Annotated in this window: 18 protein-coding genes and 1 pseudogene; 5 read left to right on the forward strand and 14 right to left on the reverse strand. The window is 45.8% G+C overall.

The features are described from left to right. Positions 1 to 31 precede the first annotated feature (31 nt). The 3 genes from OH463_RS03325 to OH463_RS03335 all read left to right on the forward strand — a co-directional run bounded on the left by OH463_RS03325 (position 32) and on the right by OH463_RS03335 (position 5,029). A complete protein-coding gene (locus tag OH463_RS03325; protein WP_269990507.1) occupies positions 32 to 802 on the forward strand; it encodes an efflux RND transporter periplasmic adaptor subunit in 771 nt (256 codons plus the stop codon). Further along, a complete protein-coding gene (locus OH463_RS03330; protein ID WP_269990509.1) occupies positions 799 to 3,846 on the forward strand; it encodes an efflux RND transporter permease subunit in 3,048 nt (1,015 codons plus the stop codon). Before OH463_RS03325 ends, OH463_RS03330 begins: the two co-directional genes overlap by 4 nt. 211 nt (positions 3,847 to 4,057) lie before the next feature. Continuing rightward, a complete protein-coding gene (locus OH463_RS03335) occupies positions 4,058 to 5,029 on the forward strand; it encodes a TAXI family TRAP transporter solute-binding subunit (RefSeq protein WP_005451897.1) in 972 nt (323 codons plus the stop codon). A 97-nt stretch (positions 5,030 to 5,126) separates the two neighbouring features. On the opposite strand, the gene OH463_RS03340 is transcribed toward OH463_RS03335, so the two are convergent. The 4 genes from OH463_RS03340 to OH463_RS03355 form a co-directional block, all read right to left on the reverse strand. Beyond that, entirely contained in the window at positions 5,127 to 5,897 is a 771-nt protein-coding gene (locus OH463_RS03340) for a sulfite exporter TauE/SafE family protein (RefSeq protein WP_269990511.1), read from the reverse strand. Between the two features lie 154 nt (positions 5,898 to 6,051). Beyond that, a complete protein-coding gene (locus tag OH463_RS03345; protein WP_005451899.1) occupies positions 6,052 to 7,578 on the reverse strand; it encodes a tripartite tricarboxylate transporter permease in 1,527 nt (508 codons plus the stop codon). A gap of 20 nt (positions 7,579 to 7,598) precedes the next feature. Then, positions 7,599 to 8,093: a tripartite tricarboxylate transporter TctB family protein gene (locus OH463_RS03350; protein ID WP_269990512.1), complete on the reverse strand. Its 495-nt coding sequence runs from the start codon at positions 8,091 to 8,093 to the stop codon at positions 7,599 to 7,601. A gap of 230 nt (positions 8,094 to 8,323) precedes the next feature. Beyond that, a complete protein-coding gene (locus OH463_RS03355) occupies positions 8,324 to 9,298 on the reverse strand; it encodes a tripartite tricarboxylate transporter substrate binding protein (RefSeq protein WP_005451901.1) in 975 nt (324 codons plus the stop codon). A gap of 284 nt (positions 9,299 to 9,582) precedes the next feature. On the opposite strand from OH463_RS03355, the pseudogene OH463_RS03360 reads away from it, so the two are divergent. Further along, positions 9,583 to 9,981 (forward strand): annotated as a pseudogene (locus OH463_RS03360) (GFA family protein). A gap of 158 nt (positions 9,982 to 10,139) precedes the next feature. On the opposite strand, the gene OH463_RS03365 reads toward OH463_RS03360, so the two are convergent. Both OH463_RS03365 and OH463_RS03370 read right to left on the reverse strand, forming a co-directional pair. After that, positions 10,140 to 10,589 carry a GNAT family N-acetyltransferase gene (locus OH463_RS03365; protein ID WP_005451904.1) on the reverse strand — a complete coding sequence of 150 codons (450 nt, stop codon included), beginning with the start codon at positions 10,587 to 10,589 and terminating at the stop codon, positions 10,140 to 10,142. A gap of 92 nt (positions 10,590 to 10,681) precedes the next feature. After that, the gene (locus tag OH463_RS03370; RefSeq protein WP_009696964.1) at positions 10,682 to 11,167 is read right to left on the reverse strand and encodes a type II secretion system protein; all 486 of its coding nucleotides are present in this window, start codon (positions 11,165 to 11,167) and stop codon (positions 10,682 to 10,684) included. A 281-nt stretch (positions 11,168 to 11,448) separates the two neighbouring features. Between OH463_RS03370 and OH463_RS03375 the strand changes: the two genes are divergently transcribed. Continuing rightward, entirely contained in the window at positions 11,449 to 14,595 is a 3,147-nt protein-coding gene (locus OH463_RS03375; protein ID WP_269990516.1) for an HD domain-containing phosphohydrolase, read from the forward strand. A gap of 26 nt (positions 14,596 to 14,621) precedes the next feature. On the opposite strand, the gene OH463_RS03380 is transcribed toward OH463_RS03375, so the two are convergent. The 8 genes from OH463_RS03380 to tssH form a co-directional block, all read right to left on the reverse strand. Next, positions 14,622 to 15,338, reverse strand: a complete 717-nt coding sequence (locus OH463_RS03380) for a protein kinase domain-containing protein (RefSeq protein WP_269990546.1) — start codon at positions 15,336 to 15,338, stop codon at positions 14,622 to 14,624. Positions 15,339 to 15,340: 2 nt separating this feature from the next. Beyond that, a complete protein-coding gene (tssM, locus tag OH463_RS03385) occupies positions 15,341 to 18,730 on the reverse strand; it encodes a type VI secretion system membrane subunit TssM (protein WP_269990517.1) in 3,390 nt (1,129 codons plus the stop codon). After that, complete coding sequence (icmH, locus tag OH463_RS03390; protein WP_269990518.1) at positions 18,727 to 19,980, reverse strand: type IVB secretion system protein IcmH/DotU; 1,254 nt, start codon at positions 19,978 to 19,980, stop codon at positions 18,727 to 18,729. Before icmH ends, tssM begins: the two co-directional genes overlap by 4 nt. Before the next feature lie 6 nt (positions 19,981 to 19,986). Beyond that, a complete protein-coding gene (gene tssK / locus OH463_RS03395) occupies positions 19,987 to 21,318 on the reverse strand; it encodes a type VI secretion system baseplate subunit TssK (protein ID WP_009704391.1) in 1,332 nt (443 codons plus the stop codon). A gap of 26 nt (positions 21,319 to 21,344) precedes the next feature. Next, complete coding sequence (tssJ, locus tag OH463_RS03400) at positions 21,345 to 21,827, reverse strand: type VI secretion system lipoprotein TssJ (protein WP_005451918.1); 483 nt, start codon at positions 21,825 to 21,827, stop codon at positions 21,345 to 21,347. Further along, the gene (locus OH463_RS03405) at positions 21,827 to 22,765 is read right to left on the reverse strand and encodes a type VI secretion system-associated FHA domain protein (protein ID WP_269990522.1); all 939 of its coding nucleotides are present in this window, start codon (positions 22,763 to 22,765) and stop codon (positions 21,827 to 21,829) included. The genes tssJ and OH463_RS03405 overlap by 1 nt, the downstream gene beginning before the upstream one ends. Before the next feature lie 3 nt (positions 22,766 to 22,768). Further along, positions 22,769 to 23,497, reverse strand: coding sequence for an ABC transporter substrate-binding protein (locus tag OH463_RS03410; RefSeq protein WP_269990547.1), 729 nt, complete (start codon positions 23,495 to 23,497; stop codon positions 22,769 to 22,771). Positions 23,498 to 23,584: 87 nt separating this feature from the next. Beyond that, the gene (gene tssH, locus OH463_RS03415) at positions 23,585 to 26,191 is read right to left on the reverse strand and encodes a type VI secretion system ATPase TssH (RefSeq protein WP_269990523.1); all 2,607 of its coding nucleotides are present in this window, start codon (positions 26,189 to 26,191) and stop codon (positions 23,585 to 23,587) included. Positions 26,192 to 26,230 lie beyond the last annotated feature (39 nt).

The following is a 26,230-nucleotide window of genomic DNA, read 5'->3' on the forward strand; positions in this document are numbered from 1 at the left end:
TCATTTGGTTCATCGGAAATGAGATAACTAAATGAAAAAAAGATCCGTACTAATTCCTTTATTTCTTTTATCAAGCGCTGCTCATGCAGCGAGCGATTACGTTGTTGGTCAACTGATTCCTGAAAAAAGTGTTGTGGTAAAAAGTGAAGTCGTCGGCGTGGTGGATTCTTATCGTTACGATAACGGTGACTCTGTGACTCAAGGGCAGGAGCTATTGTCTCTGTCCTCAGAAGATTATGCATTGAGTTTGGACTTAGCCCGTAACGAGTTAGAGGTGAGTCGTGCCGAGTTAGATATTCAAGAAAAGCAATTAAAGCGTTATCAATCCTTGCTGACCAGTAATGGCGTCTCGGCAAGTGACGTGGACAACCAAATTCGTGTAACCAACATTGGTCGAGCTCAATTCAACGTAAGTAATACACACTACAAAATCGCCGCACGAACGCTGGATAAAGCCTCTCCGAATGCACCTTTTGATGGGGTGATTACTAATCGCTCTGTTGAGTTAGGGCAGTTTGTTTCGGTGGGTGATGCGCTCTTTACCATTGCAGATATGGAACGATTGAAAGTACGTTTTCACCTGTTAGAGATTGATTTCAACAAGTTCAGTAAAGGCGAGAAGGTTAAGGTCGAAGTGCCTTCTGTTGAGCAGACGTTGGACGGCACCATCACTTTACTTTCTCCTGCTTTCCAAAACAGTGAGCCGGGCTTCCTTGTTGAAGTGACGGTAGATAACGCCAACGGCACGCTTAATCCGGGCATGGAATCGTACGTGTATTTCAATGATCAGGAGGCAATGTGAATTTCTTCTTAGATTTGCTCTCTCACCGAAAGTTTGCGTCTAAAATCCTGACCATTTTGATCATCAGCATTGGTGCCCTTACTGCCTACAATCTTCCCCTTGCTGAGAAGCCTCGATTTGACTTAGGAAAAGGCGATATCGTCACGGTTTATCCTGGTGCCAGTGCGAAAGATATTGAAAGCAACATCACCAGTAAAATTGAGAAAGAATTGCTGTCTATTTCTGGATTGAAAGAGTTTACCTCTACGTCGGAAACGGGCGTGTCAAACATCAGTGTGGTGTTGGATAGCAATGTCTCTGATCCGAATACGGTTTACCAAGACATTCGAGATGCACTGGCAAGGGTGACGGATTTACCCGCTGGTGTGACCGAAGCGCCAACGCTGTCGATCAAAAAATCGTACAGCTTGGATTTCATGGTGGTCGGTATTTCTGGTGATGTTGGTTATAAAGCACTGCGAGATAAAGCCAAAGACCTAGAGTTGGCTTTGCGGCGTGTTGAGGGGATTGGTGAAGTTTACACCGTCGATTTGCGTGCGCCAGAGTTCTTAATCCAACTCGAACCGATTTCTTTGAGACGTTATGGCTTAACGTTGGATCAAGTGGCGGCATTGATTGCAGAGCGTAATACGCTGATCAGCGGTGGTCGTCTGGAAACGTTAAAGAACAACCCAGAACTGATGACCTCTGCCGAGCTGGATAGCATTGAAGAGCTACGTGAAATGTTCATCTCATTCAGCCCGAATATTCAACTTAAAGACGTTGCAGGTCTCATTGAGGATGGGTTTGAAAAAGGCGAGGTTTATGGCTCAATCAACGGTAATAAGAGTATTCTTTTTGACTTAAGAACTAATGAAAGCGCGGACGTTATTAGCACTTCTAACGCGGTGAAAGCTCTGATTGCAAATCAGCAAAAACTGCTCGGTGACAAATACACTATCGCCATCGGTTCTGATTTGTCTGAAGACATCCAAGAGAAAGCGCGCATAGTGCAAGACAACGGCTTGGTTGGACTTGGCTTGGTGCTGATCACGTTGGCGCTTTTCCTTGATAGACGCATTGCATTTTGGGTCGCGGTTTCTATTCCCGTATGTATCTTCGGCACGCTGGCTTTGCTGCCTCCTTTCGGGCAGATTCTGGATGTGTTCACTATGTCCGCCTTAATTTTGATTGTCGGAATTATTGTCGATGATGCCGTGGTGGTGAGCGATAAAATCGTGGCACTAGTTGAAGAAGGTTATCCAGTTGATAAGGCGGTCTCGCAAGGTGTGAAGAGTGTATTCCCAGCGGTCCTAGCGAGCATTTTATCGACCATGATTGCCTTCATACCTTTGCTCTTCTTACCGGGAAACAGCGGTAAATTGGTTTATGTAATTCCGCTTACGGTCATTATTGCGTTGTGCTTTTCGTTTATCGACGCGCTGTTCTTTATTCCTGCTCATTTAAAAGGCATTTTGAGTAAGAAGAGTCAGGTAAAGAAAAAGCCATTTTTAGATTTAAGCGCACTGAATCGTTTAATTGAACTTGTCATTCGAAACAGCAAAGTAGCGCTACCATGTATTACCGTAGTGATTCTGACTTTAGGAGCGATTTCATATAAGAGTTTGAGCTTCTTGTTCTTCCCAACAGACGGCGCGTATTTGATAGAAATCAGTGCTGAATCGAATCCAGAGTTAGATTTGGATGACGTCTGGAAAGAAACACAACAACTCGAAGCGCTGATCAAAAGCACTGAAGAGGTGAATTATTGGTACGGCGAAGTGAGCTCACCAAATAGCTATTGGGTGATTTCATTAACACCACCAAACAGCCGAACAAGAACCGCAGAGCAAATCGTCGAAGAGTGGGAAGAGAAAGCAACGCAAATTACAGGGTTGGCTCAAATTGAGTTCGATATTGATGGCGGCGGTCCTCCGGTAGGACGTCCAGTGGACTTGCGTGTCGTTGGCGGTACGGATGAAGGGCGAGAAAAGCTTGCTAATGATCTGACGGCGTACATTGAATCATTGGAAGGGACGAGCCGAGTACGACGTGATTTAAATGCACCAGCACCACAGATTCAAGCTGAGCTGCAACATCACTGGCTCAAGTACTACGGCATCAGTGCCAACAAAGTTGGGGATATCATTAAGTTTGCGATTGACGGTCAACGCGTGACGCGGATCTTTAATGGTGAAGAAGAAGTGTACTTCCGAGTCGCTTTAGAAGAAGACGACAAATCCTTAAAAGAACTGGATAACATTTTGGTTCGCGCCAGCAATAACAAGCTGGTGCCATTAAGTGAGCTGGTTCGATGGAGAAATGCCGATGCAGAAGCACAAATCAAACACTTTAATGGAGAGCGAGTGATTCGTGTCTCGTCAGGTGTCGATTCGACCGTGACTGATCCGGTTGCCGTTTTTGCTGCGGTTCAAGAAGCCTTTGCCAATAAAGAATACGGCGGTGCCTCTATTATTGCGACAGGGCAGATCTTAGAAACACAAGAAGCGCAGCAAGGCTTTGTCATCGCGATTAGTGTGGCGTTTATTGGCATTGCGTTGCTTCTGATTCTTCTTTTTGACCGAATGCGCGAAACCTTAATTGTGTTGACGGTGATTCCTTTTGGCATCGCTGGTGCGCTGTTTATTCTGTTCTTACATAATCAGGTGCTGAGCTTTTTCTCCATCATCGGGATAATTGCCTTGATTGGTATTATGGTGAACAACAGCTTGGTGCTGATTTGGCACTTCAAAGAACACGAAGCGGAATGTAACGATACCAACTTGCTGGAGTTTGTAATTCGTGGAACGCAAAGCCGAGTAAGACCAATCACCTTAACCACAATCACAACCGTTGCAGGTCTTATCCCGCTTGCGTACGGCTTGGGTGGCTACGATAACTACATGTCGCCGATGGCGTTGGTGGTTGGTTGGGGCTGCGTGATCTCAATGATCGTCACGCTTACCGTGATCCCATCCATTTACCTATGGACACACAGGAAAGGGAATGAAAGTGCATCCGCAGTCAATGACAACAGCGAGGAGAGAACCCTAGCGACCGACTAAGTACTATTGAAATACCGGACAGCCCGCAGTTAAATTCTGCGGGCTTTTTGGTTGGGCTAAAACTAAAGTCGAACACGGTTCATAATTGCTTACCGATCAATGCCTTTTGCTGCGCGGTGATAATTCTCAGGATGTGATCTTAAACGTTATCAGTTTGTTAACGATTGCTATACTTACCAAGCCATAAACAAAGGAAAAATAAGGACGTTCAATGTTAAAGCTCAAGCAAATTGCTGTCGCGGCTTCTCTGGCTGCACTAAGTACAAGTTTTTCAGTTTCTGCTAAAGATACGTTCGTAACCATTGGTACGGGCGGTGTAACTGGCGTGTACTACCCGACGGGTGGTGCAATTTGTCGTTTGGTGAACAAATCACGTGCTGATCATGGCATCCGTTGTTCAGTAGAAAGTACCGGTGGTTCTATCTACAACATCAATACCATTCGCGCAGGTGAGTTGGATTTAGGTATCGCGCAGTCGGACTGGCAATACCATGCTTATAACGGTACGAGCAAGTTTGAAGATAAAGGACCATTCAAAGAGCTTCGTGCGGTGTTCTCTGTACACCCAGAACCGTTCACCGTTGTGGCTCGTAAAGACGCTAACATCAACACGTTTGATGACCTAAAAGGCAAACGAGTGAACATAGGTAACCCAGGTTCTGGTCAGCGCGGCACCATGGAAGTGCTAATGAAAGAGTACGGTTGGACGAATGATGATTTCAAGCTGGTATCTGAGCTAAAAGCATCAGAACAGTCAAAAGCACTGTGTGATAACAAGATCGACGCGATGGTTTACACAGTCGGTCACCCAAGTGGTGCGATTAAAGAAGCAACGACCTCGTGTGACAGCAATATCGTAACGGTAGCCGGTCCACAAGTTGAGAAGTTGGTTTCTGATAACAGCTTCTACCGTATCGCAAACGTACCGGGTGGCATGTACCGCGGTTCAGAAAGTGATGTACAAACCTTTGGTGTAGGTGCGACGTTTGTTTCTTCAACGGCCGTGCCAGACGAAGTAGTTTACAACGTAGTGAAAGCGGTATTCGAAAACTTTGATGATTTCCGCCGTCTACACCCAGCATTCGCCAACTTGAAGAAAGAAGAAATGGTGAAAGATGGTCTATCTGCGCCGCTTCATCCAGGTGCTGAGAAGTACTACAAAGAAGTGGGTTTGATTAAGTAATTTCACTTAGAACTAATAAAAACGCCATCGTAGTTTGCGATGGCGTTTTTGTTTGTGAGCAATGAGTGCTTGGCTTTGGTTATATCGTGGTATTGAGTTAGGCATAGACATCTACGAAGAAGTAAATGGTAATCGCGATAGAAGAGAGGGCAACGAAGCCTTTTACATGACTAGGATTCAACTGGCGAGATACTCGCGCTGCCAAGTAGCCGCCAACTAATGTGCCAACCATTACAACGCTGCCTTTGGTCCAATCGATCGAACCGTTAGCAACAAAAATTACGATGGCAATCAGAGAAACACAGGTCGAAACCAGCAGCTTAAGCCCGTTCATTAAGTTGATGTCTTGGTGCCCTGCAACCACTAAATAACTTAATACGATCACGCCTAGTCCCGCATTGAAGAAGCCGCCATAAGCAGAGACGCCAATCAAAAGAAGACTTAGTGCAATCACACCCAGAATGCCAGCGTGTTTGATCTCTTTGGTCATAGACTTAATCAACGCAGTCATGCGTGAGCCAGTTAAAAAGAGCACGGTTGCGAATAAAAGTAGCCATGGAATCGCTTCAAGAAAAACAGATTCTGGCGTATTCAGCAGAAGGTAAGCACCGACTGCGCCACCAATCAAACTGAAAGAGATAGTGAAAGCGAGTTCTTGCTTGTTCTTCATGATTTCTTCGCGAAAACCGATTGCACCACTGATGTAACCTGCGCAAGAAGCATAAGTATTCGTCGCGTTCGCCATGATGGGAGGCACGCCAACCGCCATTAATGCAGGGAAGGTAATGAAGCTACCACCACCGGCGACGGAGTTCATGATCCCACCAACGACGCCCGCAGCAAACAAGAGAGCAAATTCCAGCAGCATAAAAAGTCCTTTTTTGTTCTTATAGTTTTTGTTTCTGAACGATTAACACTACGCAACTCACCCAAAGAAATAAAGTAGCGATTAGTCCAAGAAAAAAGCCACCGCAGAGGGTGGCTTGGTTTCAAAGGTCTATCTTGAGGGAGAGATAGAATGCTTATTGCTCAACTTTCACTGGTTGCGCTTTAAGCTTTTGAAAGAGTTTTACAAACAGTGGGCTGCCAAGTACCAATACTGCAAGCACTGTGAATGTCAGTGTGATTGGGCGTTCCCATAAGAAGCTCAGTTCACCGTCGGAAATCATCAATGCACGACGCAGGTTCTCTTCCATTAATCCACCAAGGATAAAGCCAAGCAACAGCGGTGCGAGAGGGAAGTTTGCTAACCTTAGTGCGATGGCAGCCATTGCCACAAGTAGCATCACAAACACGTCCATGGTGTTGAAAGAAACCAGATAAACACCCGTGATGGAGAAGAACAGAATCATCGGCAACAACACGGTTCTTGGTACTGCCAACAACTTCGAGATGTATGGGATCAGTGGTAGGTTAAGAATCACCAACACAATGTTGCCGAAGTACATGGAGATAATTACCGACCAGAACACATCTGGATGTTCAACAAACAGACGAGGACCTGGTTGAATACCGTAAGCGATCAACGCTCCTAGCATGATTGCGGTTGTACCAGAGCCCGGAATACCAAGGGTCAAAAGAGGAACGAAAGAACCACTTGATGCTGCGTTGTTCGCTGACTCCGGAGCCACCAAACCTCGGATGCTGCCTTTACCAAACTGCTCTTTTTTATCCTTTGGAGCAAGGTTACGTTCCATGCCGTAGCTTAAGAAGGCGGCGATGGTTGCACCTGCGCCCGGAAGAACACCTGTAAAGAAGCCAAGGATTGAAGAGCGAATAGAAACAGGCGCTACTTCTTTGATTTCTTCCTTGGTGACTTTCATCGAGCCAATGTTGCTCAGCTTATCTTGTTCCTCATCACGCGTATCTTCAGAAGGCTTCAAAATACCCATCAAAGTTTCACCAAGCGCAAAGGTCGCCATCGCCAACAATAGGAAGCTAAAGCCATCCATCAAATCCGTTAGACCAAAGGTGAAGCGTTCGACACCGACGCCTTTATCAATGCCGACTGTAGACAACATCAAGCCTAGAATGGTCATCATCCATGCTTTTATTACTTGTCCTTTGCCAGCGAACGCAGCCACTGCGGATAAGCCAAGAAGCATTAGCGCAAAGTAGTCAGAAGATTGGAAGCTTAACGAGACGTTAGCCAATGCAGGTGCCGCCACAAGCAGCATTATTGCTGAAAGCGTGCCACCAGTGAAAGAAGAGTAAGCCGCCAGTGCAAGTGCTTTACCTGCTTGTCCTTTCTGCGCCATTGGGTAGCCATCAAACGCGGTAACTACGGTTGAAGAACAACCCGGTGCGTTGATAAGAATAGAGGAAGTTGAACCACCAAATACCGCACCATAGTAAACACCTGCCATCAGAATCAGACCCGAAGATGGATCCAAACCATAGGTGATAGGAATCATCAGAGCGATGGCAGAAATAGGACCAAGCCCCGGTAGCATGCCGATAAACGTACCAACAAAACAGCCAACAATCACCATCATGATGTTCATTGGCATCACGGCGGTGGATAAACCTTGTAGAATTCCATCTAACATAATTCAGTCCTTTCTTTTGACTACCAGATGGTGAAAATCAGACCAGGCTCAAGGTAGATATCCAGACCTTGAGTGAGCAACAAGTAAAACGCGATAACGAACGGGAATGAGGCTCCAAACAACACCGATTTACGTCGTTCGCCAAGAAGGTAAAAGCCCGCAAGCAGGAAGAATCCTGTCGCTAATACAAAGCCGATGTAAGTCAAACCCAGACCATAAAGCGCCATCAAAACTAAAAAGGCGATAAGCAATTCCCAGTTGAATGACATCACAGCGCCGCTTTGTTTATCGGGCTGACCAGTGACCAATAGCATTAGCGCTAAACCAATCCCGACGTAGGTCAGAATGGTCGGTAAAGTGCGAGCCGTGAAGGGTTCGTATTCATCTCCGGGAAAGAGAGGGATTTGCGTAGTTTGGTAGCCATAGCATAGGCAAAACAACAAAAAGATCATCGCGCCAACACGATCGCGGCACAGCAAGTTCTCTTTGGTAAAAATATTGGTTGAATGAGACATATCCAACTCCTAGAACAACAGGAAAAGACCGTATATGGGCGTTAATGAAGAAGGGCCAAGTCATTAACAATTAAGCGCATCGCTGCTAGTCGAGTTACTTAGTGTTTACCAATCAATAAACAAAGGAGTTTTTACTTGTCGAATATCGACAATGCCCATATACGGTGAAATTAGAGTGCAAATACAGGGGGGCTAGGGATAGCTAACCCCACAAACTCGGATGGGAGTTATTACTTTTTAAGGAAACCTAATTCGCGCATTAGATCGCCCATTTGCTGCTCTTGCTCTTCTAGGAACGCGAAGAACTCTTTATCCGCTTTGTAGTTGTCAATCCAACCATTGCGGTCACGAACAACTTGCCATTCGTCCGTTTTGTACATCTTGGTCAGAGCTGCGTTCCATTCATCGAGTTTGGCTTGGCTCGTGCCAGGAGCGGCAAAGAAACCACGCCAGTTCGCGAACACAGTCTCATTGCCGTATTCTTTCAGGGTAGGGATGTTTGGTGCAGCGTCTAGACGTTTTGGTGCCGTAATCGCCAGTACTTTTACCTGACCAGATTTCGACATCTCTAATACTTCGCCAAGACCGGTTGAAAGCAATTGTGTTTCGCCAGACAGAAGCGCTGCCATTGCTTTGCCGCCAGCGTCATACGCGATGTAGCGAACTTTACGCGCGTCAAAACCTTCGCCTTTAAATGCAGCTGCGACGACAAGGTGATCCATCGAGCCACGAGCAGAACCGCCGGCGATTTTTACTTTACGTGGGTTAGATTCGAAATCTTTGACCACATCTTCCCATGTGTTGTACTTCGAATCCGCGGAGGTCACGATAGCGCCGTAATCAGCAATCGTTGCGGCTACTGGTGTGAGATCTCGGAAAGATTGCGGGAAGATACCCGTCAGTGAACGAACAACGATTGGGGTTGAGTTCACCATCAACGTATCAGGTTGGCGCTCAGCGGTTTCGATGAGGTGTGCAATGGCTTTACCACCACCGCCACCAGAGAGGTTTTGGAAAGAGACATTTTCAACGATGTCGGATTTAACCAGTACATCACCTGTACCACGAGCCGTCATATCCCAGCCACCACCAGCACCACCTGGGATTAGAAAGTGGATTTTTTCAACATCAGCAGCAAAAGCGTGGAAAGAAAATGAGGCTGCAATGATGGATGCGGCGAGCGTTGGTTTGAATACCTTTAACATGTTTCACGTTCCTTATGTTGGTGACTCTCTTGTTTTGAAGAGTCTTATTATTTGTTCTTCTAGCAAGGTAGGGTGACTCGCTAGTGATGAGTTAAAGGTTAATAAGGTGTTAACGTGATGTCTCTAATGCGTAGATAAAGAGAATATTGAGCATAAACGACGTTTTGTTCATAAAGTTCACACAAATATACTCATCAAAGAATGTGGTGAAAGACTAGGTTGGTCACATCAATGGAGTGTCTAAAGCCGCCATAATGATGGAGGTTGAATAGGGAGGAATAGAGATGAAAGGAACATGTTTATGTGGCGCTATTGAAGTGACCGCACCTCAACACAATGAAGTGAGCTTTTGTCATTGCGATATGTGTCGAAAGTGGTCAAGTGGACCTCTGCATGCGGTGCATTGAGGTCCTGGTGTGACATTTAACGGTGCTGAGCCTAAACGCTATCAATCATCCCAATGGGCAGTACGAGGTTTTTGTGGTGAATGCGGCACGAATATCTATTACCACTTGTTGGCAACAGATGAATATATTCTTTCTGCGGGATTATTTAATGAGCCAGATTTCAAATTAAGCTTAGAGATCTTCACTGATGAGAAGCCCGCATACTATGATCTGCAACCACACAGCAAGAAAATGACAGCTCAAGAAGTTTTTGACCAATACGCGCCAGAAGAGTAGATAAAATGAAGTTTCTCTGGTTAAAGGTTTTACTGACAGTAGCGGTATTTGCAGGTTTATTTTTGATTGTCTATCAGCAAGTACAAAGTGGTGTAAGTTGATCATTAAAAGCCGAGTATTAACTCGGCTTTTCGCTCTTTGCTCATGTGCTCGTTTGATTACTTAAGCATGTGAACATAGTTATAAAACTCGACATCTCGTACGTAACCGTGTTTCTCATACACGGATTGTGCGGTTTTATTATCAATACCAGTGCTTAACATAACAAAGGCAGAGTCGGTCTCTTTTGCCAGTTGGTCCGCTTGTTCCAATAAGCGTTCACCAATCCCTCGTTTTCTCTGTGATGAATCCACATACAAATCGTACAGAAGCCAAATCTTACGCATTTCTAGCGAACAGAAGAGTGGATAAAGCTGCGCAAAACCGAGCGTCCGCCCACTTTCATCCGTTGCGTAGTACACGACTGATTCTTCATTCTCAATACGAGCTTTGATAAAAGACTCTGGGTCTTTACCTGAAACATCGACTTGATAAAACTCAAGATATTTTAGGTAAAGAGGAGAGACCTTTTTGACATCAGAGACACCTGCTTTTTTCACGACGATCATAATAAAACCTTAAGGGTATATAAGACATTAGCTAGCATACGCCGATTGAAGAATAAGGTTTCGTAGTAATCTAATCTCTCTAAAATGGAGCTCTAGCAATAGTCGTAAAACTTTGTGATGGTTAACTTATTCGTAGTTGCAGTTAGACTCGTAGCGCCGTGAGATGGGCGGCTGATACTGAGGAAACAACCTGACTCTTTTATCTGTTCAGGTGACTTTTCCTTGCCTAAGTAAATAAGTAATGACGGTTTCTCGGTCGGTCCGATATTGGCAAGGTTCAACCCTTGCACGCCCATCGCTTTCTCTACATTGAAATCATCCAACGCTAGCGTTCCCAATCTGACATAAATGTTCAGTTCTGACAGTTTTGCTAACGGCATTTCTGCAACACCTTGACTCTTAGCGTGTGTCATCATCTCCTGGTTGATGTCATGAAATTTGTCGATAAAAGATTCCAAGCTGTTGAGTCGATCTTGACGTTGCTTCTGCATGATTTGTGGTGCTGAAAACAAACTTATTATGGCTAAGAGAATAAGCGCTACAGTAACTTCGGTTAAGGAGAATCCTTTTTGCTTCATAGATATTTCTTACAGATAGAGGGGGCATACAAAAGAAGCGTAATGTTAGCGAGCTAGGTGCTTAGGATAAATTTGAGATGACCGATTATTTCAACAGTCGAAACCTATGAAAGAACTGAGCCTGTGGTTGCGATAGTGGTACTTGCCGATTAATAACCTTTTGGTCGCTCCTTGTGCAAGTCTATGAAAAATATGTACTAGACTTGATATTAATATGCCTCAAGTTGCCAACATAGGTAGCGAATTTTCTTGTCGTCAATGCCATTGGAGGGCGTTATCGCGTGAAAACTAAATCAGGTTCTCCTCGTAAGTTTTCGATTAAGTTCACCGTCGGAAGTCTCTTCATATTTGCTACTGCAGTGACTGCGTTACTCGGGGTTGGTATGCAATACTACTTTGGTAAGCAGATGTCAGAGGAACATATTTTGACGCGCTTAACCATGACGGCTAAAGACGTCAGTAACCATATCCATCAAATTGATGCGAGTGCAACAAGTAGTGCGGGGATACTGCGGAGTGTAGCTGATTACAGTGATACACAATTTAGTGAAGATGAAATTCAGCACGTATTTACCCAAACCTTGATTGATAATCCTGTCTTTTACAGTATTTACTTTGCGAATCAGGAAGAGTTCTTCTTTCAAGTAGTTAACTTGGAATCTTCTTCAATTGTTAGAGGAAAAATAGGAGCGGCACCTGATGAGCGTTGGGCGGTTATCAAAATTGTGGGAGAAGGCGAAGAGCGAACAAGATATTCCTTATTTTATTCAGAGTCGCTTGAGCTGGTTCGTACTACAAAACAAACTAGTAACTTCTATCCATCTCGGAGACCTTGGTTCGACAATGCCTCAAAAAACAGTGTCTACAAGACCGATCCCTACTTATTTCAGCATTTAAAAATCACCGGTCAATCCTATTCTGTTCGCAGTAATAAAGGCGCCGTGATCGGTGTCGATACCGTGCTCTCGTCTCTGAGTGAGAAAATCACAGCGACTGAACTCGGAATGAAAAAAGATGATGGCGTAGAGTCGTTCATTTTTAACAATCGAGGTGAAGTGATCGCTTCAAGCATCAACGTATTTCAAGAGGTTGAAATTCCGACATCGCCACCGTTAACTTTAACAAAAGAACAGCAAGCATTATTGAATGATAAAGAGTTTGTTGTGTCCAACCAGAATGATTGGGGACCATACGATTATACCGAGAGTGGTGAGCCTGGTGGCTATGCTATCGATGTTTTAAAACTCATCGCTGAGAAAACGGGCATGGCAGTGGAGTTCGTAAATGGCTTCAGTTCTGCAGAATTGGTGAAGAAGTATCGCAATGGCGAAATAGATATACTTCAGCCCGTGCTTGGTGCTCCCTCTGAATTTGGTCTCAAGAGCCATCCGATATTTTACGGACAACTGGCTATCGCAGCCAAAATCGATATTCCGATGCCAGTTTCTCTAACTGAACTCACGAACCAAAAAGTGGGCGTCGTCGCTGGCTTTGGAATGAAGGAGTGGTTACTCGAACGTTATCCGACACTCAATATTGTTGAACAACCTAATCTCGATTTAGCAAAACGAGCGCTGCACATGGGGGATATTGAATACCTTGTAGACAGTTACCTAACCATGGTCGAGATGAAGCGACTAGTGAAAATTACCAATATCCATGTGACAAAATTGACGGAATCACCTCTGGAATTTTCTGTGTTCATGCAAGATGAAAACAGTGGATTGATGCAAGTTGTCAATCAGGCAATCGACAGTATTACACCAGAACAACAATCCGCGTTGGAAGATAAGTGGTTTAAACCCCATCAATGGCGAGGCAGTTTTGCGCCTTATCCAGAAGTCTATGAGCTAGCAACCCAAAAAGATAAACACGACACGATGAACAAAGTGACCATTGAGGGAGAGCATCGATTTCTCTATATCACTAAGTTGCAATCTACTCGTGGAACAAGTGACTACTTTGCGGTGTTAGTTTCCGAGCAAGTCGTGACTGATGCTGTCACCAGTCGATTATCCAAGGCTATTGCGTTTACCTCTATCGTGATGGTTATCTTGTTTCCATTAGCATGGAAGGTTGGATCACCTATTGTGCATCCGATTCTGGCGCTTCGAAAAGAAACCATCAAAATCAAAAATCGTGAATTTGACCAATTAGCTCCGGTAGAAACGCGTATCAAAGAAGTTTCTGACTTGTCTGACTCAGTTACCGAAATGACGCAAGAGATTCAGCATCACGAGCAACAGCAAGAAGAGTTTGTTGAGGCCTTTATTCGCCTTATCGCGCAAGCGATCGATGACAAGTCTCCTTATACTGCGGGGCACTGTAATCGTGTTCCAGAAATTGGCTTGATGCTGGCAGAGGCAGTAGAGAAGTGCGACACCGGTAAGTTCAAAGACTTTAAGTTCAACAATGACGATGAACGACGTGAATTCCGTATCGCGGCTTGGTTACATGACTGCGGTAAGATCACCACGCCAGAACACATCGTTGATAAAGGCACTAAGTTAGAAGCCAACTACAATCGCATCAATGAGATTCGCACTCGTTTCGAAGTACTAAGGCGAGACGCTGAGGTGGAAATGTGGAAGTCGATATCTACTGGTGAACTGTCAAAAGAAGAGGCGCAAGCCAAGTTCGACCAACGAGTTGCTCAGTTGGACGAAGACTTCCGGTTTGTTGCCAACGCCAACGTGGGTGGCGAGTTTATGAGCGACGATAAGATTGAGCGCATTAAACAAATCGCCAAACAAACTTGGTTGCGTCACTATGATGATCATCTTGGTCTTTCTCCGTTTGAAGAAATGATTAAGCCAAAATCTGACGTTACGCTACCCGTGGTTGAAAACCTTTTAGCGGATAAGCCTGACCATATTATTGAACGTGTTCGCCCGTTAGAATTTGACCCGGAATATGGCATTAAAGTGCAAGTACCAGAGCATCAATATAACTTGGGTGAAGTGTACAACCTGACGATTTCCCGCGGGACGTTAACACCAGAAGACCGTTTCAAAATTAACGAGCACATGATCAGCGGCATCAAAATGCTGGGGGCACTGCCATTCCCTCCGGAGTTAAGCAACGTGCCGCGTTACGCTTCGACCCACCATGAGACGTTGAAAGGCACAGGCTATCCGCGTCGGTTGAGTGCAGAAGATTTATCAACCCCAGAACGCATCTTAGTGATTGCGGATATTTTTGAAGCATTAACTGCAGGGGATCGACCTTACAAGAAAGCCAAGCCAGTAAGTGTTGCGGTCGACATCATGTACAAGATGGCGTTGGATGAGCATTTGGATATGGACTTGTTCTTGTTGTTCTTAGAAAGCGGTGTTTACCGTGACTATGCCAACAAGTTTATGCCAGCCGAACAGGTTGATGAGGTGGATATTGAGAAGTATCTGAAGTCGAAATCATCAGACGCGTAAGCCAGAGAGCTTAGAGCGTTGAATCCCTATAACTTCAAAGAGTGGCGCATTCGTTGCCACTCTTTTTGTATCAGAACTTGGTAGCGCGTTGGTAAATCAATGTTGCTTGGGGTAGGTAGCAGTTCTGCCGCTTCTTGTAATGAGAGACCTGCAAAAGGATGTTGATCGTGACAGCTTAGCAAGGTCATTGCCAAAGCATAGAAATCATCGTTCTTACTTGCCTGACCGATACGCAGAGAAGGGTGTGTCGCACTATAGGCTCGGCTAACGGTTGTATGTGAATGCTCTCGATATTTAGCATCAACTCGAATCACACTGCCAAAGTCGATAAGCCGAACTTGGTTATTCGGCGTCACGATGACGTTGTGTGGTTTGATATCGCCATGCAGATAACCCGTTTTATGCAGGTTTAGCAAAGCGAATTCAAGCTTGGTTATTATGTCTTGAGGTAATAAATTAGGTTCTATCGCGTTAAGTGTTTTGCCTTCCAGATATTGGCTCATTAACCAGTCAGCATGGTTTTGCGAGCCGTAACCATGGAAATTCGCCCAGTAATCCGATACGTATTTGGATAGAAAGTCCGCTTCCGCCATCAAAGCCCGTTTCTCAGCTAAGCTGCGCGCTACTTTGATGACCACAGTGCCATAAAGCTTGTGCTCGCACTGAAACACGTTTTCGCTCAAAGGCGCTACATAAGTAACGCCACAGGCTCTAAATAGGGTTTGATTGGCGAACGTGTTCATCACTAAATGCTCGCCGGTAACACAAAGCCCGCAAAGAAGTTCGGTACGAACGGATTGTTCTGACCTTGAGTTTTAATCGTTAAGCGAACCTTCTCGCCATTGTAATCAAACTCAAGTTGAGTACTTTGCGAAGAGGTTGAAGTGACGCGTGGCTCAATCAAGCGGAACCATGCCCAACTGCCTTTAAACTGCTCATTGGCAATCGGTGTTGCTTGTTTTTGTAGACGCACTGTTAGTGCATCTTGCGCGACAGAATCGCCTTTCCAGCTTTGTTGAGTCCACAGCATCGGACCGTGTTGATAGGTGAAAATCGGTTTTTCAGCCCGAATGGAAAACTCAGTCAGTGCCGAGCTCATCTCTGTTGGTTTCATCTGGAATTGAATCGCGACGTTTTTCGGGTCAGCTAAAAACAGGGCAGAGCGAATGTCTTTGGCTTTATCAAACATCAGCCAAATCGCAGGATCCAACGCAAAGCCAGTATTTGGCAGCAAGCCGGACATAAACGGTGCACGTTGCTCTGTCGAGAAGCCTTTCAACATGGTTTGATAGAAGGTGTCCAATGTGCCATCGGTTTTAAAGAAGGCTGCAACATCTGCTGTGCTTGCGTCGCTGTTGGCACTTTTCTTAAACGGGTAGAAAGCCGCGATGGTGTTTTCATAAGGCTGGTAGACTTCGCTGTTCCACATACTATTAAGGTATTGGTGAGCTAAGTTCATTACCAACTCATTAGTTTGCACTGTCACATAGTCAATCACTTCACCGGATAGCGGTGGCTGGGAATCGGTCAGTGACGCCAACTGTGCGACAGGGTTTTGCGCTTTTAAACCTGCAGATAACGTTTCGTAAGCCACTTTGTCTGGCGTATTGGATTTGTAGAACTGATCGAGCCATTTTGCCGTGTTAGCGAAACCTTCAAGAACGGAATCTATCGGTTTCTTACCCTGATCGTCTGGCGTCACTTGTTTGTGGAAATCATTAAACGTCAGTGTGATTTGGCGAGCGGATTCCTTTTTCTCATTGTCTTGCGCAGCATCGGCAATCTCCTCATCGGTTTTCTTCTTCGCATTTTTTGGCTCAGGTAGAAGAACCGAAGTATAGTTGCTGATGGTGGTAAACAGCTTAGACATTGGATTGTTTGAAGCATTGTTGAGTACGTTCAAGCTGGCGTTCAACTGCTCAGAACCAGAAATGTTTTTCACCTCGATGCTATTAATAAAATCGCGCCAGTAATTGATGTAATCGTTCTGGTACATGCGTTTCAAATCGTGGCTGATTCGGTGCATCTCTAGTGCGCTTGGGGCTTGTCCTGCGATGCCTTCATAAGCGGATAACGCTTCGATAAGAAGAGGAGATTCCACAGAAAGATCCAACTCGTTAAAGCCAGTTGGTGTGTACAAGTAAGGCACGAAATAACCCACGTAGCCAGGTTTGAATTGGTATATTTGGTTAAAGTTGGAACCAAGTTCTTTACGCACATCGATGCGCTTCTCGTACGCATGATCATTCAAGATGTGTTGGTAGAGTAGCGTCTCGATGTTGGATTGATTGATGACTTGCTTCGCCAGTCCTTCAAGCTCTTGATTGGCAGTTGTCGCCACTAAGTGCTGGTTAAACACATCGTCGAGCAGCACTTTAAGCTGAGCAACGTTGGTTTTGTCCGCTTCGCCTTGATGCTCTAAGTTCGCTAAAAAGTAACTCTTCAACTCTTCAATGTTGGTGCGATTTTTATCAAACAACAGTCGATAGTCGTTCAACAGTTCGAGCGTTCTGGCTTGGTCTTCCAAGTTCACATACACATAAAGGTCATTCTCAATGGTGTGCACCATAGAAGGGAGCAAAACTTGTTGCAGCTCTTTGGTGTAAGCCGCTTCAACTTCTGGCTTGATGGTCGCATTCGGTAGGAATGGCAATGTATACCAAGGTTCAGGCTCCTGATACAGCGCGTAAATGCGATGCATGGTGTACAGGTTCGGAATGTTGCCCACCAAATCTTCTTTGCTGTATGGCTGTGCTGCGATCGCTTCTTTGTAACGCTCTAACATGCCATCGGCTTTGGCTTCACGATTGGTTTGATAATCGAAGTCGAGCTTGAGAATCGTCAGTGTACCAATCAATAAACCGAGCCAAATTAGGGTGTAGGTGGTTTGGCTGAACCACAACCAATTCTCTTTATGGCGGTTAACTCCGACTAAAGTGTTTTCATTTAACACGACATGAGACATCAAATGCTGAGCAAACAAGGTTTGTTGAACAGGCATTTGTTGGTGTTGCTGATATTGCTCATTGCCTAGGGACTGATTGACCACGTTCGCCAGTAAATCATGCTGTGCGAAATCACTGCCACTGTGGGTAAAGTAGAAGCCGCGGAAGTTGAGCCCATCTGCGTATTGGTCACCTCGATGCAAGCGTTGTAAGAAGTGCCACAAATTCTGTTTGAACAGACCAAATTGGTAAGGCGCACCACAAATGGCATTGCGGAAATCTTGGTTAAGCTGCGCTCCCAACGCATTGCTCATGTTCGAGATTAACTGACCAATGAGGTGGTCGTATTCGTCATTGAACCAATCGGCATCAATGCCACCATGTTTTTGCACTGGGCTGGTGGCGCCGAACACTTCATTGCGTCTCGCTTCATCAAACGCAGAAAAAAACTGACAGAAATCGCTCACTTGACCCATGTTAGTTAGGACATTGTAGACAGGTAGGTTCAAACCAAATGAACGATTGAATGCTTTGATTTGCGATTTCAATTGGTCGGCTTTTTGTGAAAGGGTTTCACTATTGCCAACTAACTGTTCAATTTCTGTGGTGAGCAACAAGCCGTTAATCGCTTGTCTCGGACGCCATTTATTTAGGCACTGGCACAGCGTTTTTAAGTAAAGCGGTTGTTGATCGTCGCCCATGCTGATGGAAATCAGAACTGAGTGTTCACTGAGCCAAAATAGAATCGGAAACTCAATGTCGTTACCAAAGTCATCCACCTTATAAGCTTCGTAACCCATCTGCGTGATGATGCTTTTGTCTTTGCTTGGGTTATCACTGAGTAACAGGTAAATCGGCTGATCGTAACGGCTGGTTAAGCGCTTTTTACGTTTTTGTACGCCGAGCATTTTCTTGAAGTGGAAGGCGAGTAACTTGGAGCGTTTGATAATTAGTGCACGTTCTTGGTCTTGCTCAAGACTCTTTTTCACCTTGCGGTTGATTAACCAAAAGCAAAGCCCAGCAGAGAGCAGTGCCACAATGGTTGTCGTGATGACGCCTGTCCATAAGAAATCAGGATACGCAACAAACCAAGTCAGTAAGCCGCCTAAGATTGCCAGAAGCAGAAGGGTAACAAGGCTCCAAATGATTGCCTTTTTTCTTGTTGGTGTGTTTGGGTTGTCTTGCGTCATTGTGACTCAACCTCGCTTTGTTTGTTTTTGTTATGCACCACTAAGCCGTTGACGTTGGCATTCTCTCGATACCAGTTATTGATGGTTTTCGCTTGTTCTGAGCTGTCACATCGAACAATGACGCGAACGTATGAATTGATGTTATCCGCGACAGGTTGATAGTTGGATGTCGGCAGTTGGGCGATAAAATTCTCGGCGTTTTTAAGGTTAGAGAAGGTCGCAAGTTGCACCAGCCAATCAGTGTCCGCTGCAGGGTTTGTCGTTGGATTGCTCGTTGTTTCTGGCGTCAAAGTTTTCGCTTGTGGCGTCACGGCTTTTGATTGGCTCGGAACTGGACGAGGTGGTTGGGTGGTATTTACCGCGACTTTATTGCCTTTTAAATCGTCGTCAGTGCTGACATACACGATGTCTTCCGCACGACCAGATTCAATATAGCGCTGGCTGTACTCACCGAGCTGAACAAAATCACGTGCCCGCTGTGGTTTGGTTTTGTTGTACCAGAAATAGGTGAGCGCAACACTCAAACCAATGATAGTTAGGAAAAATAGCGTGGTGACAAGGTAACGTTTTTTGCGCGTTGGCTTACGTGTTTTAGGTACCGAAACCTTGGTATGACAATAGATTCCACCGGCTTGTCGGTACTGACTTAAAATCTGTTCTAGACGGTAGGTAAAACTCTTTAGCTGTTCGCTGCCCGTTTCGCGGTACTGACCTTTAAACCCGATATTGAGAAACAGGTAAACCACTTCTAATAAGTCGATCAGCTTGTGCGGTTGGCGCGCTGCTTTCTCTGCCACAGTAAAGAAAAGCTCACCGCCGTTGCGCATGCCAAACAGTTCACTGAGTAGGGTTTTGTTCTCCCATCCGCGTTTTTCACCCCAATCGGTGTAGACAATCAACTCATCCAAAACCACGGCATACAGGAAGCAGAGCTTGTCGATCACGGCGACTGGATAGGTGAGCTCCGCGCCTTTGGTTTTGATCTCATTAATAGAAGCCACTAGTTGATGCCTGAGCGTAGTGATATCTTCGGGCTCCGGCAAGGTGTTGATCTTGAGCGTGACTGCCAACAACTCAGAACTGATGTTGATCAGCTGATTCTCGGCTTTGTCGAAATGATGTAAGAACCCTATGTTGGCTTGTGCAGCGTTGACCGAATGCCACTTTACGTCTGGCATGTCGGTCTCTTTACTCACGAAGTCGTTTTCGCTGCTGTCCCAAACTAAGGTGTCTTCATCCAAATAGTTCATAACTTACTACCTCAGTGCGTACAGCATCACTTCTAGGTCGCCAACACGTGTATCGACGTGCAGCGCCAGTGCATCGCGGTTTTCAATCATTTCTAACCAATTGCGGTCTGACGTATCCACTTCAAAATACGCTGTACCTTGCATTGGTTTTAGTTCACTTGGAGCAACAGGAAGCGGCGTCAGCTGAACGCCAGAAAGGGCATTACGCACAATCTCGACAATCTTGTTATTGCTGCTCAGTTTGGCTGCCGCAGGGAACAACTCGTTGAGCTCGGTGCTGCTGATGTTGGAGCGGACACTGAGAACGAATCGGCGATCGGACAGGTTGTGACCATCTTTTACCAACGTGCGAAGCAAGCGGCGTCGTTCAAACAACGAAGTGTCGAACGCAAACTCAATCACAGAGTCTTGTTGAACCAGCGTGAGCATATTGCGCAGATTCGAAAAAAGCGGATTAAAGCAATCGTACAGACGATGGAAATCTAACGGCTGACACGGCTCTGGAATTGCGGGTGTGGATGCCATGACTTGCGCTTCAAACTTACGTAGCTCCAAATAAAGTTGATGGGTTTGAAACTTTGGATTCGACAAAGACAAATCAAACCACGGAAGCCAAGTGTTGAGTGTTTGCAGCCATAGGTAATCCTGCATCATCGATTGTGGACTCTTTTGCCCTTGTCCGGCTTGTATACGTTTGAGCAAGCTGGTGGCACGGTTGGAGGTGAGAGCATGAATCTCTTTCAAACGCTCAACCAATAACTGTGATGCACCGTAATGCAAACACGCAGGAATAAAGGAGCGGTCTAGCATCACTTCGCCCGTTTCACTGCATTCCAACACCTTGGCGAAAGGAATGAGGGTAAAGCCAGAAGTGTCTTCACCTTCGAGTTTAATCGCTATATTGAGCTGTGCGACGTCCACCTCAACGCTGGCGTTTTCAGAGGTTGAAGTATCAAACACATTGATGGTGCGTGTGAGATAGCGGCTTTGTTCCGATTCATCATTGGCGTAATCATTATTGCCTTGCAGAGAGACGGGCAGTGCTAAGTAAGCCATTTTCTCAATCGTACCGTGCGGCACATCTCTGGCGACTTCGCGTTTCAGTTCGAAATGCGTGCCATCTGGGAACAAACCCGCGCTAGAAGAGACGGAAAGCTTGCCAATTTTAAGTAGATCGTGATTGATCACCAAGTCGGTCACACCATAGTAAGGGGCATAACCAGCAAGCGTTTCGACGTTTTGTCTGACGTAGTTTTGTGTGTATCTGTCTTGTTGTTGAAAGTGTTGTGGGGCAATGAACATGCCTTCTTGCCAAACGACTTTTTTGTATGCGTCCACGAGATTTCCCTATCTACTGAATCGAGTTAAAAGACATCCCACCAAGGTGAATCTGGTGTCACGGTTTGCAATGCTGCTTTGTTACCGCTGATCTTTAACTGGATATATTGTTCTTCTTCCTGAGGCGTGGTTGTCACTACCGTCGCCGTGCTTGCATCATATTCGGCAAACTCCACCAATACGCCGATGTATTGAGTGGTCTTGTTGATGTCTAAGGTTTGTTTGCTGTTACTGTCTGGCATTACCACGGGCAGCACTTGCTTCGACACCAAGTTTGCGCCCAAAAGGCTTACGTCATCGTTGTACAAATCGATAAACGGCAATTGCTTAAACTGCTGGGCATCGGTTAGTTGATACAAGCGCACCACCACGGGATTGGTACTGTTGTTGACACTTGGGTTGATCGTCTTCTCGGCGCTCACCGCCAATTGATATTGCGTGACAACCGGTGTTGGGTCAGATGAACATCCCACCAAAGCGAAAGCGAGTAAACTAAGCCAAATCTTCATCAGCTTTCCTCGCTTTGCTTTTGCATGTTTTCCATAAACATCGCTTTAAATTGACGACGAAAATCACCGTTATCTTGTCGATGTTGGAAGTGCTTGCGGTAGATTTTCCAATACTTCTTGTCTTTGCTGCTGAACAGTCCGCCAGACACAAATTCGCTAAATTGATTCTCTAGTTGGTTCGGCGCGAATTCGTTGAGGAACTGATCGAGCGTTTTGTCCAACGCATCAAACAAAGCATCATGTGCAAGCGGTGGGTTGCGAAGGTATTGTTGATTCTTCTCGGTAATCGTAATCAGCTTTTCGATGGAGGCTTCCAGCTCAGACGTTGGAAGGTGGTCTCCCGGAAGATACTCAATCTCCGTAGAACGCTCCATTGCTTGCTGCTGTTTCGACACCTCATCCACTTCAAAGTGATCCGCTAGTTCGTCATCGTCGATGTCTTCAAACGGGTCGGAGGAGAAGGGGTCATCGCTCATTACATTTTGGTGAGAGTAATGAACTTCCGATTTCACGGGTTCGACGATATCTCCTTCATCGAGAAAATCGACATTGTCTTCCAGTTGCAGGTCGAACTTGGTCGCAAAGAGGTCATCGGATTGCTCTTCGACAGGCGCTTTGCTCGACGTGAGTGTTGATACCAACATTGAATAGCTTTCGATCTTTAAAATGTCGCCATCGTTGAGTGGGTAATCTTTGTCTCTCACCATGGTTTTATCGTTGAGGCGAGCCGGGTTCTTACCGGTACTCTTCACCAAATAACCTGTTTCAGTGAGACGAATTTGTCCGTGAATACGCGAGATGCGTTTTGATTGATCGGGCAATGCCACTTCACAAGAAGCAGAACGCCCAAACTGCCCGCCAGACTCGGGCAGATAGATGACTCTTGAAGTCACCACCTCTTCAGAGGGTACAGAAATCAAATGTATGCTGATCGCCACTTGTTATCCCTCGCATTTAGCCAACGCTGTGTTGAAAGCGGTTAAGAAACCAGAATATTTGTCCAAAAAGCGGTTAGAGAAATACACGCCCATCGGCTTGGTTTCGAATACTTGAGAATAGAAGTAATCCCTTGGAAGAGAGGCTTGGCTGATTTCCGTGTGAAACACCCGTTCATCTTCCAGTGCGACGTCAATTTCTCTTTGTTTTAAAAGCCTTAGTAAAACCTTAGCATCTCGTGGCTGCTTAACGACGTTGTATCCATTACGTTTCAGCCAAAACCATGTGCTTGAGCCAAATTCTGCCGAGAACTTAAGGTTCAACTTTGACAAATCATCAAGCTTAGGCTCTACGCCCGGACCAAAATACCAACGCAACTTTTGCTCGGTAATAGGAGCTGACAACGTTGCGTAGCTGTCATGTTCTCTGGTTTTCGGCGAGACGAAAAAGCCGTGCTGTTGACCACTGTGCACGTGAAGTTGTGCGTCAGACCATTCCGTCATGGTCAGTTGGTAAGGTTGTCCCATTTCGCCCAGCGCGCATTTGACGCGATTAAGCGCAAACCCATCCATGTTTTGATTCTGGTGAGTTTGGTACGGTGCCCATTTGTGGGTCGCAAGCAGTAATCGGTCGGGACCAATCCAAACTTGCGCCCAAGCTTCGAACGAGAAAAGGGCACCAAGCAAAATAAACAGTGATGAAACCAGCTTGGTTATTTTGCGGAAAAGACTCATCCCACAGCTGACCGCCGCCTCTTGAACAAGAATCGAGGTGGTGACGAGGTGGGGTGAATGTACGCTTCTAAACATCATGATTCGTTACTACTGAATATCCAGTTCAAAGCCCTGTGGCGTCGACGCTGCGGTGACCGTCACTTGGCTAATCGGTTGTTGTGTGCTCAGGCGCGCGATGCATTCTTCTGCCAACTTCGGCATTAAAGAGCGGTTAATGATTTGCTCAACCGCACGACCACCTGTCGTAGGGTCGGTGTTTTTGCTGACAACCAAATCCACAAAACCTGCATCCCACGTAAAGCTCGCTTGATACTGTTCTGCCAGTTTTTTGCGAATGCGGTTTAGCGCGATTTCGGTGATCTTCGCCAACTCATCATCGTTGAGTGGGTAATAAGGCACGATGGTAGTACGTCCTAAGAACGCAGGTTTGAAGTAACGTTGTAGATCGGGACGAATTGCTTCGAGCAGTTCATCGTTGCTGATGCGTTCGGCGTTTTCATCACACACATCGCAAATCGCTTGGTCAGCGGCGTTAGAAGTCATGATGATTAAGGTGTTTTTGAAATCCACCGTGCGACCTTCGCTGTCTTTGATGTGTCCTTTATCGAAGATTTGATAGAAGAGGTCATGAACGCCCGGATGCGCTTTTTCCATCTCATCCAAAAGCAAGACAGAGTAGGGATTGCGGCGAATCGCCTCGGTTAACACGCCACCTTCACCAAAGCCAACATAGCCGGCAGGCGAGCCAAGTAACATTGAGATTTTGTGTTCTTCTTTAAACTCGGTCATGTTGATAACCGTGAGATCGTTGCTGCCTCCGTAAAGCTGTTCAGCGAGCGCCATGGCGGTTTCAGTTTTACCGACACCACTTGGACCACACATCAAGAACACACCGATCGGCTTACGGTTGTCGGTTAAGCCAGCGCGCGAGATTCGAATCGCTTTTGCTAGTTCTTGCTTAGCCACGTTTTGACCGATAACGCGCTTATCTAGCTCTGATTCTAGTGACAATAGGCGAGCGATTTCATCACTCATCATGTTACCGACGGGAATGCCTGTCCAACCGGAAATGACTTGAGCGATGGTCGAATCATCCACCATCGCATTAACTAACGGTTCTTCACCTTGAAGCTCACGTAATTGGTCGAGAAGGGCATTCAATTGGGTTTGTTGAGCTTCGTCCGGCGTTTCGCTTTCTGTGATGCTTTGTTGAAGCGCTTTAATCTCATCAACCAATGTAATCTCTTGTTCCCAACGCGTCTGATAGTCCGCTAATTGAGATTGGTTGGTGGTGATTTCTTGCTTCAATTCGGCAATTTCTTCTGCGCCTGTGCCGAACAAATCAAACTCTTTCTCCAAAGCAGACTGCTCGTTTTGTTGATAACGAATGGTTTGCTCCAGCGCTTCAATCACTTCTGGTTTTGCACCTTGAGTTAATGCAATACGCGCACTAGCGGTATCGAGCAGGCTGATCGCTTTATCTGGCAATTGGCGAGAAGGTAAGTAGCGAATGGACAGGTTGACAGCGGCATCGATCGCGGATTCTGTGATAAACGCGCCGTGGTGCTTTTGCAATGAAGCCGCAATGCCTCGCAGCATCTGTTTGGCATCTTCTGCATTTGGCTCTTCTACCGTGACGACTTGGAAACGGCGAGTCAGGGCAGGATCTTTCTCAAAGTACTTTTTGTACTCTGCCCATGTTGTTGCGGCAATGGTTTTGAACTCACCACGCGCAAGAGCAGGTTTCAATAGGTTGGCAGCATCATTTTGTCCTGCTGCACCCCCAGCGCCGATAAGCGTATGTGCTTCATCAATAAATACAATGATTGGCACATCGCTGTTTTTTACTTCATTGATGACATCTTTAAGGCGGTTTTCAAATTCGCCTTTTACGCTGGCACCTGCTTGTAACAAACCTAAATCAAGTGAATGGAGTTGAACGCCTTGCAACGCACTTGGTACTTCATCTGCTGCGATTCTCAGTGCTAAGCCTTCAACGACAGCGGTTTTACCCACGCCCGGCTCACCAACAAAAATAGGGTTGTTCTGGCGTTTGCGACAAAGAATGTCGATGGCTTTTCTCACTTCAGAATTACGCCCAGAAATCGGGTCGATATTGCCTTCAATCGCTTGTTGAGTCAGGTTGATGGTGTACTTGCTTAATGCGTCGTTCGCGCTTGCTGTATTTGCGGCTGAACTTGCTTCACCTGTGCTTTGTTGTGTTGCTCGCTTAACCGGCGTTTTGTTGATTAAACCTTGCAGGGACTCAGTCGACACGTTCTGTAGTGATTCGAGATTGTTGCTCGATACGCCCATGACGTTCTGCTGCAACAGTGCTTGAACGAGATGCAGGCTGATGATTTCACCATGCCCATAGTTAACGGAGGCAATCATCCAAGCGTCTTTGAGAAGTTCAGTCAGTGCATGGCTGAGCGTTGGCTGGCTGTCTTGTACTTTTGGTAAGCGCTCGATGCGATTTGCCAGTTCACTAGCAAGTTGATCTTGGTTGATCTTCTGACTTTCAATCAAAGTTTTTAAGTGCGCGTCTTGCTGATTCAATAGCGTGAGCAACCAATGTTCTGGCTCAATGGCAGCAACGCCTTGGTTCATAGCTGCCCCCGCAGAAGCTTCCAATGCGCGTTTTAATTCTGGCGATAACTTGGCGACTAAATTTGTCAGCGTTACTTGTGTCATAACCTTATCCTTGTCTTTTGCGCGATAACCTTCTTTGTC

It is taken from the genome of Vibrio sp. NFR (assembly GCF_027587095.1).
In the GTDB taxonomy this organism is placed as follows: domain Bacteria; phylum Pseudomonadota; class Gammaproteobacteria; order Enterobacterales; family Vibrionaceae; genus Vibrio; species Vibrio harveyi.